The following is a 12,878-nucleotide window of genomic DNA, read 5'->3' on the forward strand; positions in this document are numbered from 1 at the left end:
TTCCCCCCCCGTACGGCCTCCCCCGTACGACTCCACCCCTCAGCACAACAGGAGAAGCCATGCGCGTCGTCATCGCGCTCGGCGGCAATGCCCTGCTCCGCAGGGGAGAGCGGCCCGACGCGACCGTTCAGCACGCCAACGTCCGGGCGGCCGTGGCCGCCCTGGCCCCCCTCGCCCACCGGCACGAGCTGGTGATCACCCACGGGAACGGTCCCCAGGTCGGCCTGCTCGCCCTGCAGAGCGCCGCTGACAGTTCCCTCGACCGCCCCTTCCCCTTCGACGTCCTGGGCGCGGAGACGCAGGGCATGATCGGCTACTGGCTGCTGCAGTCCCTGCAGAACGCACTGCCCGGACGCCAGGTGTGCGCGCTGCTCAACCAGACGCTCGTCTCGGCCGCCGACCCCGCCTTCGCCGACCCGGCCAAGTTCGTGGGCCCGGTCTACGAACGCGAGGAAGCCGAGCATCTGGCCGCCGAGCGAGGCTGGACGGTCCACCAGGACGGTCCCCACTGGCGGCGGGTCGTGCCTTCCCCCGACCCGCAGCGAGTCGTGGAGACGAGGCTCATCCGACTCCTGCTCGCCTCCGGCGCGATCGCCGTGTGCGCCGGCGGCGGGGGCGTCCCCGTGATCCGCGACGAGCACGGGCAGCTCACCGGTGTGGAAGCCGTCGTGGACAAGGACCTCACCGCCGCCCTGCTCGCCGAGGCACTCGACGCCGACGCACTGCTGCTGCTCACGGACGTGCCCCAGGTCGTACGCGGCTACGGAACCCCGGACGCGGAACCCATCGGCCACACGACGCCCGCACAGCTGCGGGCGGAGCACTTCCCGGCCGGATCCATGGGACCGAAGACCGAAGCCGCGTGCCGGTTCGTGGAACTCACCGGTGGCATGGCCGCCATCGGCGCGCTCGGCGACGCGCAGGCCATCCTCGACGGAATCGCCGGCACGGTCGTCACCCCTGACGGCCGCCCTCCCCAGAACGACACCGACGCTCACAGGACCTGATATGACGACGACATCATCGACCTCCGTCACCTCGGGCCGGGGGGATGCACCGGACCCGTCCCCGTCGCAAGGACGGAGAAGACCGCACTTCCCCTCGGCGTTCACCGTCCTCGTGGCCGTCACCCTCGCGGTCTGGGCCCTGACCTTCGTCATCCCCGCCGGACGGTACGACACCAAGGACGGCAGTCCGGTGGCCGGCACGTACCACCCCGTGGAGCTGACCACCGGATTCTGGGGTCGGCTCAAGGACCTCTTCCTCGCGCCCGTCAACGGGCTCTACGGGGTCACCGACCCGCAGAGCGGACTCACCGTGCCGGGCGGTGAAGGCGCGTTCTTCGGAGCGGCGGGCGTCTTCCTGTTCGTGCTGGCCGTCGGAGCCTTCGTCACGGTGACCTTCCGCACCGGGGCTCTCACCTCCGGCGTGGCCCGCCTCGCCGAGCGACTCCAGAAGCACCGGACCATCCTGCTCGTCGTCCTGCTGTCCGTGTTCTCGCTCGGCGGCACCACCTACGGCATGGCCGAGGAGACACTCGGCTTCTACGCGCTGATGATCCCGCTGATGCTCAAGCTCGGTTACGACCGGATGACCGGAGCGACCGTCATCATGGTGGGTGCGGGAGTGGGCACACTCGCCTCCACCGTGAACCCCTTCGCCACCGGAGTGGCCTCCGACAGCGCCGGCATCGGCACCGGCGACGGCATCGTGCTGCGGCTGCTGATGTGGGCTGTGCTGACGGCGCTGGCGGCGGCGTACCTGGTGCGCTACGCCGAGCGCGTCCACAAGGACCCGTCCTGCTCGCTCGTCGCCCCGCTCCCGGAGGACGACGAACTCAGGTCGCACGGCTCCGACGCCGAGCCCCTGACAGTGCGTCAGCGGGTCGTGCTCGGTGTCTTCGCGGCGACCTTCCTCTTCATGATCTTCGCTGTGATTCCCTGGGCCGACCTGCACGTCACGTTCCTGCCGACCCTGGGCTGGTACTTCCCCGAACTGGCGGCCCTGTTCATCGTGGCCGCCATCATGGTGGGGCTCGTCGCCGGGCTCGGCGAGAAGGGAACCGCCGACGCCATCGTCACGGGCGCCGGAGACTTCGTCGGGGCGGCGATGATCATCATGCTGGCCCGCGGAGTCACCGTCATCATGAACAACGCCAGCATCACCGACACCATCCTGAACGGCTTGCACCAGGCGGTCTCGGGAACGTCCTCGGCGTTCTTCGCGGTGCTGATGTTCCTGGTGAACATCCCCCTGGCCTTCCTCGTGCCCTCCTCTTCCGGACACGCCGCGCTGGCCATGCCCGTCCTCGCCCCCCTCGCCGACTTCGCCGGCGTCAGCCGGGCCCTGGTGGTCACCGCCTACCAGTCGGCCTCCGGCTGGGTGAACCTGATCACCCCGACCTCGGCCGTCGTCATGGGTGGTCTGGCCCTCGCCAAGGTCCGCTACGACCGCTACCTGCGCTTCATGGCCCCGCTGATGGGCCTTCTGCTGGCCGCGGTCGCCGCCTTCCTGGCCCTGGGCACCTTGCTCGGCTGACCAGGCGGACGGTCCGGGCCGCGCCTGGCAGGGGAGGACGGTCCCTCGGCGAGGGACCGTCGGCCCTTCTCCGCCCTTGCCCGGTACCTGAAGAGTGAATCCCGGTGGCCCCCGGCTCCTCCCCGGCCGGTGCGGGCCACCAGCCCCGCGATCGAATCCGATGCCCCGCGCATCAGCAGAGAGGACAAGACCTGTGAAGCGCACCCTCGTCGTCGGAGTGGACGGTTCCCCGGAAAGCCGGGCCGCGGCGGACTGGGCCGCGCGCGAGGCCGTACGGCGTCACCTGCCCCTGCGCGTGGTCCACGCCTGGCTGTGGCAGCCGCTCGCATACCCGCTCGCCCAGAACCGCGACGCGGAAGCCCGGCGCGCCGAGGACATCCTGAAGGAGACCGAGGGCGATCTCACCCACCGCTACCCGGGGCTCACCCTCACCGCGGAAGTGCTCGCCGAGCTGCCCGTGCCGGCGCTGCTGCGCGCGGCCGAGGACGCCGAGATGCTGGTCCTCGGCACCCGCGGACACGGCGCCCTGGCGGGCTTCCTGCTGGGCTCCTACGGCCAGCAGGTGATCGCAGCCGCGGAGTGTCCCGTCGTCTCCGTCCGCTCCGCGCACGGCAGGCCGGTGGCCCTGCCGGAGCGGGGCGAGGTCGTCGTCGGCCAGCAGGGCGGCGTGGCAGAGTCCTCCGAGGTGCTGCGCTTCGCCTTCGAGGCGGCCGCCGCGGCCGACGCCCCGCTCCGCGCCGTCCGGGCGTGGAACTCGCCTCCGGTCCACGGCTACAGCCTCGGACCGATGTGGAGCGCCGACCACTTCGGTGGTCTTGAACCGTACGAGAAGGCCGCGCTGGAGAGGCGCTGGAGCCGTGGCGACTGAAGTACCCCGAGGTGGAGGTCGTCGAGCACGTGGAGCAGGGCGGCGGCGGCCACGTGCTGCTGGCCGCGGCGTCGGACGCGCGTCTGCTCGTCGTCGGCCGCAGGGTCCGCGAGTCCTCGGTGGGGGTGCGCGTCGGGTCCGTGGCCCATGCCGTTCTGCACCACTCCGGCTGCCCCGTCGCCGTGGTCCCGCACCCCTGAACCGACGGCGGCAGGCGGGAGGGCCGGACACGCGACGGTACGGCGTGCCCGGCCCTCCCGTGCTCTCGGCCGCCCCCTATCCGGCGGCGGCGACCGGGTGCCGGCTCGGCGGGGTCAACGCGTGGCTGGCGATCACCGCGGCCTGGACGCGACGCTCCACACCGAGCTTGGCGAACAGCCGGGAGATGATGTTCTTCACCGTCTTCTCCGCGAGGTACAGCTGCTTGCCGATCTCCCGGTTGGTGAGCCCTTCACTGACCATGACCAGGATCTCCTTCTCCCGGTCGGTGAAGCCGGCAAGGCCAGGGGCCTGCTCCTCCTTGGGGGCGTCGCCGCGCATCCGGGCCATCAGGCGAGTGGTGGCGCCCGGGTCCAGCATGGACTGGCCGGCGGCGACCGTGCGGACGGCGGTGACCAGATCGGTGCCGGTGATCTGCTTCAGCACGTAGCCCGACGCCCCTGCCATCACAGCGTCCAGCAGGGCTTCCTCGTCGTCGAACGACGTGAGCATCAGGCAGGCCGTCTCGGGCATCCGCGAGCGCAGCTCACGGCACACGCTCACACCGTCGCCGTCCTGGAGCCGTACGTCCAGGATCGCCACCTGAGGTCGCAGCGCGGGAATCCGGACCAGTGCCCGCTCCGCCGTGGACGCTTCACCGACCACGGTCAGGTCGGGCTCGGCGTCCAGGAGGTCGTGCACCCCACGGCGTACGACTTCGTGGTCGTCGAGCAGGAACACGCTGATGGGTGCCTGCATGGGAGAGAGGGCACCGCTGTCACTCATGACGCAACTCCTTCACCTGGGTTCGTCCTGGGCGCACGAACATCGGCATCCTGGCGGACGTACAGGCTGACGGACAGGGCCGATCGGCCCTCATCGGCCCAGCGGGCTGTCCGGTCCTGTGCCGGGCAGGCCCTGGGGGGAAGGGACCTCCGGCCCTGTCCGGAGGGTCTGCCGGGCCTTCCTGGCACACAGCCGCAGCCGATGAGCTGAGCCCACACAGGGAACGGCGCGACTCGACCTCAGAGCCGCACTCGGCGCGGAGGGTTCCATGACGACCACCTTGATCGATCTGAAGACCGTGGCGTGCGACGGCAGCGGTCTCCGCCTCGCGCTGGCCGGAGAGCTGGACTTCCACACAGCGGGCCGAGTGGCCTCACGCCTCGACGAACTCGCCGGGTCCGGCCACCCGCGTCTGGTCCTGGACCTGTCCGGGGTCTCCTTCTGCGACAGCTCGGGCATCGGGCTCCTCCTCCGAGTGAACCGCCGCTGTCGTGCGGCGGGAACGCGGCTCCTGCTCCGTGACGCACCGCCCTTGCTGATCACGTCCATGCGGGTGCTCGGCGTGGATCGAGAGCTCCGGCTCGTGGCCGGGTGAGCGTGATCCGGGGTCCGGGGCGGGCTCCCGCCCGCGACACACCCAGGTCCGAACGGCATCGTTGCGCGTGGATGCCGACCATGACTGACTTGATCGAAGCGCCGAACGACGACGTGGAGGAGACGGCCATGGACCTCGACAAGAAGGTCTACGAGAAGGAACTGCTGCGGCTCCAGACGCATCTGGTCCAGCTTCAGGAATGGGTGCGTGTGGAGGGAGCCCGGCTCGTCGTCGTGTTCGAGGGCCGGGACGCGGCGGGCAAGGGCGGCACGATCAAACGGGTTGCCGAACACCTCAATCCCCGTGTGGCACGCATCGCGGCCCTTCCGAAGCCGACGGAACGGGAGCGCACCCAGTGGTACTTCCAGCGCTATGTGGAGCACCTGCCGGCGGCCGGCGAGATCGTGCTCTTCGACCGAAGTTGGTACAACCGCGCCGGAGTGGAACACGTCATGGGCTTCTGCACACCTGCGGAATACCAGCTCTTCCTGCGCCAGTGCCCCGTCTTCGAGCGGATGCTGGTGGAGGACGGGATCCTTCTCCGCAAGTACTGGTTCTCCGTCAGCGATGCCGTGCAGGAGGAGCGCTTCCGGCGCCGCACGGAGGACCCGCTGCGGCGGTGGAAACTCTCGCCGATGGACCTGGAGTCCCTCACGCGCTGGGAGTCGTACTCGCGGGCCAAGGACGAGATGTTCGTCCACACGGACACCACGGACTGTCCGTGGTACGTGGTCGAGAGCGACGACAAACGCAGCGCGAGACTCAACATGATCGCCCACCTGTTGTCCTCGGTCCCGTACGAGGACGTGGCCCTGCCGTCGCTCGTCCTGCCGCCCCGGCCGGCGCCGACGGGATACGAGCGTCCGCCCAAGACGCTGCAGACCGCCGTACCCGATCACGCGGCCGCGCTCCGGAGAGCATGATGCGCGGCGGGCGCGGCCGGCGGCCGCCTGACGAACCGTCGGCAAGGAGGGCGGTGCCCGCGCGTGGAAGGCCGTCCCTGCTGCCTGTCGGCCTGCGGGGATACCGCCGGTCGTGGCTCGGACAGGACGCCTTGGCCGGGGTCACGGTCGCCGCCTATCTGGTGCCGCAGGTCATGGCGTACGCGGGCGTGGCCGGGCTGCCTCCGGTCGCGGGGCTGTGGGCGGTCCTGCCGGCCATGGTCGTCTACGCGCTCATCGGTTCCTCGCGGCTGCTGTCGGTCGGGCCCGAGTCGACCACGGCACTGATGACCGCCGTCGCCGTCGGACCGCTCGCGGTGGGTGATCCGGGCCGGTACGCGGTCCTGGCGGCAGCCCTTGCCGTGGTGGTGGGTCTGCTGTGTCTGGTGGCATGGGCGATGCGCCTCGGGTTCCTCGCGGACCTGCTCTCGCGGCCGGTCCTCGTCGGCTACCTGGCCGGTGTCGCACTCATCATGATCGTCGACCAACTGCCCCGGCTCACCGGGGTGCAGACGACAGGTTCGGGCTTCTTCCCGGAGCTGTACTCCTTCGTCCGGCACCTGGGGCAGGCGCACTGGCCGACCGTGGGCCTGGCCGCCGGCCTGCTCGTCGTGCTCTTCGTGGCGCCCGCGCACTGGACGGCGGTTCCGCGTCCGCTGCTCGCGCTGGTCCTCGCCACGGGGGTGGTGGCGGCATTCGGTCTTGACGACCGGTACGGGATCGCCGTGATCGGAGCCGTACCCTCCGGGCTGCCGATGCCCTCGCTCCCGTCTTCCGGTGACCTGCCGCAGTTGGTGGTCCCGGCGCTGGGCGTCCTCCTCGTCGGCTACTCCGACGTCGTTCTGACCGCCCGGGCCTTCACGAGGCACAGCGATCCTCATTCGCTGGACGCCAATCGGGAACTGCTGGCCCTGGGGGCGGCGAACCTGGGAGCGGGCGTCCTCAGCGGATTCCCGGTCAGCAGCAGTGCCAGCCGCACCGCCCTCGCCGAGTCTGCGAAGGCCCGGAGCCAGGTGTACTCATTGGTCGGTGCGCTGGGCGTCCTGACGGTGCTGCTCTTCCTGGGCCCCCTCCTGGCCCGCACCCCGAGTGCCGTCCTCGGCGCGATCGTCGTCTACGCGGCCCTCCGCCTGATCGAGATCGGCGAGTTCCGGCGGCTCGCCGCCTTCCGCCGCCGCGAGCTGCTGTTGGCGGTGGGGTGTCTGCTGGGTGTCATCGGTCTGGGCATCCTCTACGGCGTACTCGTCGCGGTGGGTCTGTCGGTCGTCGACCTGTTCGCCCGTGTCGCCCGACCGCACGACGCCGTGGAAGGGCTGGTTCCCGGGCTCGCCGGGATGCACGACGTGGACGACTACCCGACGGCGCGCACCGTTCCGGGGCTGGTGGTCTACCGGTACGACTCGCCGCTGTTCTTCGCCAACGCCGAGAACTTCCGCAGTCGTGCCCTGGCCGCGGTGGACGGGCAGAGCCCCCGGGTCCGGTGGTTGGTCCTCAACATGGAGGCGAACGTCGAGGTGGACATCACCGCACTCGACGCCGTGGACGCGCTCCGCCTGGAACTCGAGCATCGGGGCGTCGTCTTCGCTCTGGCCCGTGTCAAGCAGGAACTCCGCGACAATCTGGACGCCTACGGACTGACGGCCTCGGTGGGCGCCGACCGGATCTACCCCACCCTGCCCACGGCCCTGGCGGCCTATCGCGCCTGGAGCCGCGGGGCGGGTTCCAGCGGGGAGTGACCCGAAGGGCAGTGACCCGGAGGGCGCTGGACCTCGTCGCTTCCGGTTTCCGCGAGTGGACTGCCGGCCGAGGCGGCTACGGGTGCACGGGTGCACGGGTGCATGGGTGCACGGGTGACGACGGCGACGGTGCGTACGGCCCAGCCCTCGTCCGTGACGCGTCCGGCGAGGTGGTCGGCGTAGCAGGCGCCGAGCAGGGCGGATGCCGACGTGTCCGGGTCGGTGTCGGAGGGGAGCGCACCCTGCTCGCGGGCCTGGTCCAGCAGTCGTCGCAGGGCGGCCGCCAGGACGGCCGTCACGAGCACCGCGGGCCCCTTCGGCAGGAAGCGCTGGAGGACCAGGATCACCGCGACCCAGCGAGGAGTCCGGGCCCGGCACCAGGATCCGGGACGGACCGGACACCGCGGTGCGAGCGCGGAGCCCCGGCGCCGGCCGTGTCGGCCGAGGGGTCGGCGGTCGTCAGCCGCGCCACGAGGTTCCGGAGGGAGCGACCCCTCCGACGGGACAGCGGCAGAACGCAAGATCCCGACAGAGTCACGCCGGCCTCCGACCGGTCGAGCAGACAACGGCGTTGTCGGCTGCTGCTGACGAGCTCCCGCAGGGGAGCTGGTCTCCGAACGGTCAACCGACCCAGCAGGTGACGCCTGGATTCGAGTGGGGTCAGTATGCCGCCGGCACATGGGCGACCGTGGGAACTTCCGGCGTCCCGGCAGGCGGATTCTCCGGACCCCGCCGACTGGCCGGAGGAACAGGGACGTTCGGCCTGGCAGTGGGGGACCCTCGGTATCCGGTGCGGCGGGGCGCGGACGGCCAGAGTGAGGAGCGTCGAGAGAACGACGACCGAACATCCCCGAAGGGAGCACCACCATGGCCGTGCACGGGCATTCGCACCGGAGTTCGAGCTTCCGTCCGTCCGTCCGCAGGGATCGGACCGGTTCCGGGGCCGCCGCGGCGGCGGCCGCGGCCAACGATGCCGGGCGGGCCTACGCCCTGGCGTCACTGCGGCTGCTCACAGGGTTCGTCTTCCTCTGGGCGTTCCTCGACAAGACCTTCGGCTTCCGCTACGCCACGGGGCAGGGCAAGGGCTGGATCGACGGAGGGTCGCCGACGAAGGGCTTCCTCGGTTCCGTCGCCGTCGGGCCGATGGAGTCGGTGTTTCACTCGTGGGCCGGTCACGCGTGGGCGGACTGGCTGTTCATGCTCGGTCTGCTCGGCATCGGCGTGGCCGTCACCGCCGGTGTGGCCCTGCGACCCGCCGCGGTGGCGGGTACGGCGCTGCTGGCGCTGATGTGGATCGCGGAGTGGCCGCCGGCCATGCACCTGTCGGACGGATCGCCGAGCATGTCGACGAACCCGTTCGTCGACTTCCATGTGGTCTACGCGGCCGCGCTCATCGTCCTGGCAGCCGCGGGCGCGGGCGCCACCTGGGGCCTGGGCCCGCTGTGGGCCCGGCTGCCGTTCGTCCGCGACCACAGCTGGCTGCGCTGACCGCCGAATCGGCGCGACGCCCCGGGCCCCGGTGCGCTCCGTCGGCCCGAGTACGGGCCGCTGGTCCCACAGTCGGAGGACCGGCGGCTGCTGCCCCGGACAACCCCCTGAACACGACGCTGGGATCGGGTTCCCCGATCCGGGAGGAGTAGATCATGCGCACCATCACCGTGGGCTACGACGGCTCGAAGGAAAGCCTGGCCGCCGCCGAGTGGGCCGCCCGCGAGGCGGGGCTGCTCAACCTGCCGTTGAGGCTCGTCCAGGTCTGGGAGCCCGTGACGGCGCCCATGGCGGAGGCTCCGCTGCTGGGTGCGGAGACTCGACAGCACTGGACCGAGCGGATTCTGAGGGTGGCTGCCGGGGGCCTGCGGCGGCGCCACCCCGGTGTCGAGGTGACCACCGAGCAGCTGACCGGAGAACGCGGTGAGGCCCTGGCCCACGCGGCGCGGGACGCCGAACTGCTCGTCCTCGGCTCGCGCCGCCTGGGCGGGATCGGCGGCTTCCTCGTCGGCTCGGTCGGCCTGTCGACTCTGGCCCACGCCGAGCGTCCCGTGGTCCTGGTTCATGCCGGCGAGCAGGTCGTGGACGAGCACGAGAAGGACGGGGCCGGCGCACCGTTCACCGCCACCCCGTTCCGGCCCGTCGTCCTCGGACTGGATGTCGCCGATCCCGACGACGCGCTGATCGAGTTCGCGTTCGCCGCCGCCGCGCGGCGCAACGCCCCGCTGCGCGTCGTGCACGGCATCAACCCGCCGCCCTACTACTACGCCTACGGCATGGCTCTGGAGCCCGCGCTGGAGCAGGCGCTCCACGAGCGCGACGCCACCCTGCTGACCGAAGAACTGAGCGCCGTACGAGAGAAGTTCCCAGAGGTCGAGGTGGTCGAGGACTCCGGCTTCGGCAGCCCCGCGCTCCGCCTGATCGACGCATCCCGCGATGCCTCTCTGGTCGTCGTGGGCCGCCGCATGCGCAGGCGGACGTTCGGAACCCACATCGGCCCCGTCACGCACGCCGTCCTGCACCACGCGACCGCGCCCGTCGCCGTCGTCGCGCACGACTGACCCCAGCCGCGCATCCGGGGGCGATCGTGTGCGCCGGCCCGGCGTCGAGGAACAGGACCTGCGCAGCGGGGTCCTTCACCGGTATGCGCTCGCCTGTCCGCGGGGGAGCGGTGCCCCCGACGCCCGACGCCCGGCCACCTCACCAGCCGCCCCCGACCTCCGACAGCCCTTCGCCGAGAGAGAGCTCACCGCCATGACAGTACGCGTCGGCATCAACGGCTTCGGCCGCATCGGCCGCGAGGTCCTTCACGACGACAGCTCGATCACTGTCGACGGCACGCGGAGCCGGACCGCCCGAGGCCTCCGGCCGGTCCGCCTCCGGCACGGGTGGTTCCTGCTGGCTGCTCATCAGCGCTCCTGAGGTCTGGGGGTGGCCTGCCTTCCATTTCTGCCGTCGAACGGTGTCAGCGCGCGTCCGGATGGGCTGTACGGACGCACCGCCCTTCGCGGGCCCGGGGTCTGCGGCACCGCGCCCCGGGACATGTGCGGCCGGCGCCCCGCTTCTACGGCGATCGGGTGGACGGTGGGCAGGCGGATGGTGAGCCGACACATGTGCGCGGCCCTGTCGGGTCGCGCCGCACCCGGCGTGTGGGGTGGTTCCGCGGCCAGGGACTCGGCGCTGCGGCGATCGTGACCGCCGTCGTCGCGGGCCTGGGGCTGGTCAACAACACCAACGTCTACCTGACCCTCTTCACCAACAAGACCGGCGCCTGCATGAGCAACCACCAGACCGCCGGCGGCCCGGACCGGTCCTACACGGCACCTTCACCAGCCGCAAAGCCGACAGCTGACGGTGAGCCCCACAAGCCTCCTCCTTCCGATCGGCGTGGAGGTCCCCTCCTCCGGATATGCGGTCGACGTGCCGCTGAGGTTCGACGCGACGCGCACGGGCCTCACCTGGATGGTCCTGCCCCGGCTGTGTCACACGCAGCCCACACCTAGATTCAAAACCCTAAGCATCAGGATGTTCGTCCATCTTTCGGACGGATCGAATGTGAGGACAGGTAGGCCCATGGCGCGTCGTCCCAACATTTTGCTGATCGTCACCGACGAGGAACGCGCCGTCCTGCCCCGGGCGCACGGGTACTCGCTGCCCGCCAGGGAGCGGATCGCCGAGCGCGGTGTCACATTCGACCGCTACTACACCGCCTCGGCGCAGTGCAGCTCGGCGCGGTCGGTGATCTACACCGGGCAGCACCTGCCGCTGACCGAGATCTACGACAACGACAACATCCCCTACATTCGCCCGCTCGACCCCGGTCTGGGCACGCTGGGCACGATGCTGCGCTCGGCCGGCTACTACTGCACCTACCAGGGTAAGTGGCACCTGTCCAACGCCTACGTCTCCCCGCAGAACCCGGCCCCCACTACGAACGCCCTGGAACGTTACGGGTTCAGCGAGTTCAACGACTGGGGTGACATCGACGGCGGTGCCTGGGCCGGGTTGAAGCTTGACCCGGTGATCGCCGGGCAGGCCGTGCACTGGCTGCGCGACCGCGCACCGGTCGTCGCAGCGGAGCAGCCGTGGTTCATGGCGGTGAACTTCGTCAACCCGCACGACATCATGAGCTTCGACTATGGCGGCCGGTCCCAGGTGCAGCTGCCGCCGCCGCTGGCCCATGCCGTACGAATGAAGGCCGCCGCCGACATTCCGGTCTACCGGCGCCGCTGGGACTTCGACCTGCCCGCCAGCCTGCACGACGACCTTTCCGGCGCCGCCCCGGCCATCACCGAGTACCAGCGCATGATCGACACCGTGTTCGGGCCGGTGGCCTCCGACGAGCACTGGTACGACGGCCTGAATTTCTACCTCAACGCCCTGCGCGACGTCGACCGCAGCATCGAGCACGTGCTGGACGCCCTCGACGCCTCCGGCCAGGCCGACAATACCGTCGTGGTCTTCACCGCCGACCACGGCGAGATGGCCGGCTCCCACGGCCTGCGGCAGAAGGGCAGCCTGGTCTACGACGAGAACCTCCACGTCCCCCTCGTCATCGCCCACCCCGACCTGACCGCCGGCACACGAACCGATGCCCTCGCCTCCGCGGTCGACCTCGCCCCCACCCTCCTGGCATTCGCCGGTCTCGACCAGGCCGAGACCGCCACCCGCCACCCCGCCCTTAAGGGCCGGTCCCTCATCCCCGCGCTGCACGGCGGGCAGGTGCGCGACGGCGTCCTGAGCGCCATCGAGTCGATCATGATGCTGGATGCCGATTTCTGGTTCGAGTTCGCCGACCCCGACGCCCCCCGGCGCATCGAGGCCGGAGAGCTGCGCCCGGACTGGACCAAGCGGGGCTTCCTGCGCGCCTGCAACGACCACCGCTACACCTTCGGCCGTTACTTCGCGCCCCTGGACCCGAACCGGCCCCGGTCTGTCGACGAGCTGTTCGCCCACAACGACGTCGTGCTCTACGACCGCCAGGAAGACCCTGCGCAGATGCACAACCTGGCCGCCGACCCCGCGCACCGCGACCTGGTCGCCCACTACAGCGCCCTGCTGGAGCGGCTGATCGACGCGGAGATCGGCGCCGACACGCGCGCTTGGGTCACCGAACGCCCACGCCTGATGGGCTGGCCCACCTGGCACGGCGACACCGAGCCGGCCGCCCGTGCCGCCACTGGGCGCTGACAACAACACGCATCCTGTGGCCCACCGGCAGGGTCGGC

The 12,878-nt window shown here is 70.9% G+C and carries 11 protein-coding genes and 1 pseudogene; 9 read left to right on the forward strand and 3 right to left on the reverse strand.

What is annotated here, in order from left to right:
- The first annotated feature begins 59 nt into the window (after positions 1–59).
- From AC07AW_RS15110 to AC07AW_RS15120, 3 genes and pseudogenes are all read left to right on the forward strand, one after another.
- Positions 60–1,007, forward strand: coding sequence for a carbamate kinase (locus tag AC07AW_RS15110; protein ID WP_478815877.1), 948 nt, complete (start codon positions 60–62; stop codon positions 1,005–1,007).
- A gap of 1 nt (position 1,008) precedes the next feature.
- A complete protein-coding gene (locus AC07AW_RS15115; protein ID WP_478815878.1) occupies positions 1,009–2,538 on the forward strand; it encodes a YfcC family protein in 1,530 nt (509 codons plus the stop codon).
- Positions 2,539–2,731: 193 nt separating this feature from the next.
- Positions 2,732–3,606, forward strand: a pseudogene (locus AC07AW_RS15120) (universal stress protein).
- Between the two features lie 76 nt (positions 3,607–3,682).
- On the opposite strand, the gene AC07AW_RS15125 reads toward AC07AW_RS15120, so the two are convergent.
- The gene (locus AC07AW_RS15125; RefSeq protein ID WP_478815879.1) at positions 3,683–4,390 is read right to left on the reverse strand and encodes a response regulator; all 708 of its coding nucleotides are present in this window, start codon (positions 4,388–4,390) and stop codon (positions 3,683–3,685) included.
- A 268-nt stretch (positions 4,391–4,658) separates the two neighbouring features.
- Between AC07AW_RS15125 and AC07AW_RS15130 the strand changes: the two genes are divergently transcribed.
- The 3 genes from AC07AW_RS15130 to AC07AW_RS15140 all read left to right on the forward strand — a co-directional run bounded on the left by AC07AW_RS15130 (position 4,659) and on the right by AC07AW_RS15140 (position 7,662).
- Positions 4,659–4,985: an STAS domain-containing protein gene (locus tag AC07AW_RS15130; RefSeq protein ID WP_478815880.1), complete on the forward strand. Its 327-nt coding sequence runs from the start codon at positions 4,659–4,661 to the stop codon at positions 4,983–4,985.
- 128 nt (positions 4,986–5,113) lie between these two features.
- On the forward strand, positions 5,114–5,908 hold the full coding sequence (gene ppk2, locus AC07AW_RS15135) for a polyphosphate kinase 2 (RefSeq protein WP_478816252.1): 795 nt from the start codon (positions 5,114–5,116) through the stop codon (positions 5,906–5,908).
- Positions 5,908–7,662: a SulP family inorganic anion transporter gene (locus AC07AW_RS15140; protein ID WP_478815881.1), complete on the forward strand. Its 1,755-nt coding sequence runs from the start codon at positions 5,908–5,910 to the stop codon at positions 7,660–7,662. The genes ppk2 and AC07AW_RS15140 overlap by 1 nt, the downstream gene beginning before the upstream one ends.
- Here the strand turns inward: AC07AW_RS15140 and AC07AW_RS15145 are convergent.
- Positions 7,620–8,009: a hypothetical protein gene (locus AC07AW_RS15145; protein WP_478815882.1), complete on the reverse strand. Its 390-nt coding sequence runs from the start codon at positions 8,007–8,009 to the stop codon at positions 7,620–7,622. The genes AC07AW_RS15140 and AC07AW_RS15145 overlap by 43 nt on opposite strands.
- A 520-nt stretch (positions 8,010–8,529) precedes the next feature.
- Between AC07AW_RS15145 and AC07AW_RS15150 the strand changes: the two genes are divergently transcribed.
- Both AC07AW_RS15150 and AC07AW_RS15155 read left to right on the forward strand, forming a co-directional pair.
- A complete protein-coding gene (locus AC07AW_RS15150) occupies positions 8,530–9,150 on the forward strand; it encodes a hypothetical protein (RefSeq protein WP_478815883.1) in 621 nt (206 codons plus the stop codon).
- A gap of 155 nt (positions 9,151–9,305) precedes the next feature.
- Entirely contained in the window at positions 9,306–10,211 is a 906-nt protein-coding gene (locus AC07AW_RS15155) for a universal stress protein (protein WP_478815884.1), read from the forward strand.
- A 139-nt stretch (positions 10,212–10,350) separates the two neighbouring features.
- Here the strand turns inward: AC07AW_RS15155 and AC07AW_RS15160 are convergent, their stop codons facing one another.
- Positions 10,351–10,560: a hypothetical protein gene (locus AC07AW_RS15160; protein WP_478815885.1), complete on the reverse strand. Its 210-nt coding sequence runs from the start codon at positions 10,558–10,560 to the stop codon at positions 10,351–10,353.
- 663 nt (positions 10,561–11,223) lie between these two features.
- On the opposite strand from AC07AW_RS15160, the gene AC07AW_RS15165 reads away from it, so the two are divergent.
- The gene (locus AC07AW_RS15165; RefSeq protein WP_478815886.1) at positions 11,224–12,840 is read left to right on the forward strand and encodes a sulfatase family protein; all 1,617 of its coding nucleotides are present in this window, start codon (positions 11,224–11,226) and stop codon (positions 12,838–12,840) included.
- Positions 12,841–12,878 lie beyond the last annotated feature (38 nt).

It is taken from the genome of Streptomyces sp. NPDC044003, from assembly GCF_056435185.1.

Excerpts from the sequence above, each read along its gene's own strand:
- AC07AW_RS15110 (WP_478815877.1), top strand. The coding sequence starts at position 60 with ATGCGCGTCGTCATCGCGCTCGGCGGCAATGCCCTGCTCCGCAGGGGA.
- AC07AW_RS15115 (WP_478815878.1), top strand. The coding sequence starts at position 1,009 with ATGACGACGACATCATCGACCTCCGTCACCTCGGGCCGGGGGGATGCA.
- AC07AW_RS15125 (WP_478815879.1), bottom strand. The coding sequence starts at position 4,390 with ATGAGTGACAGCGGTGCCCTCTCTCCCATGCAGGCACCCATCAGCGTG.
- AC07AW_RS15130 (WP_478815880.1), top strand. The coding sequence starts at position 4,659 with ATGACGACCACCTTGATCGATCTGAAGACCGTGGCGTGCGACGGCAGC.
- ppk2 (WP_478816252.1), top strand. The coding sequence starts at position 5,114 with ATGGACCTCGACAAGAAGGTCTACGAGAAGGAACTGCTGCGGCTCCAG.
- AC07AW_RS15140 (WP_478815881.1), top strand. The coding sequence starts at position 5,908 with ATGCGCGGCGGGCGCGGCCGGCGGCCGCCTGACGAACCGTCGGCAAGG.
- AC07AW_RS15150 (WP_478815883.1), top strand. The coding sequence starts at position 8,530 with ATGGCCGTGCACGGGCATTCGCACCGGAGTTCGAGCTTCCGTCCGTCC.
- AC07AW_RS15155 (WP_478815884.1), top strand. The coding sequence starts at position 9,306 with ATGCGCACCATCACCGTGGGCTACGACGGCTCGAAGGAAAGCCTGGCC.
- AC07AW_RS15160 (WP_478815885.1), bottom strand. The coding sequence starts at position 10,560 with ATGAGCAGCCAGCAGGAACCACCCGTGCCGGAGGCGGACCGGCCGGAG.
- AC07AW_RS15165 (WP_478815886.1), top strand. The coding sequence starts at position 11,224 with ATGGCGCGTCGTCCCAACATTTTGCTGATCGTCACCGACGAGGAACGC.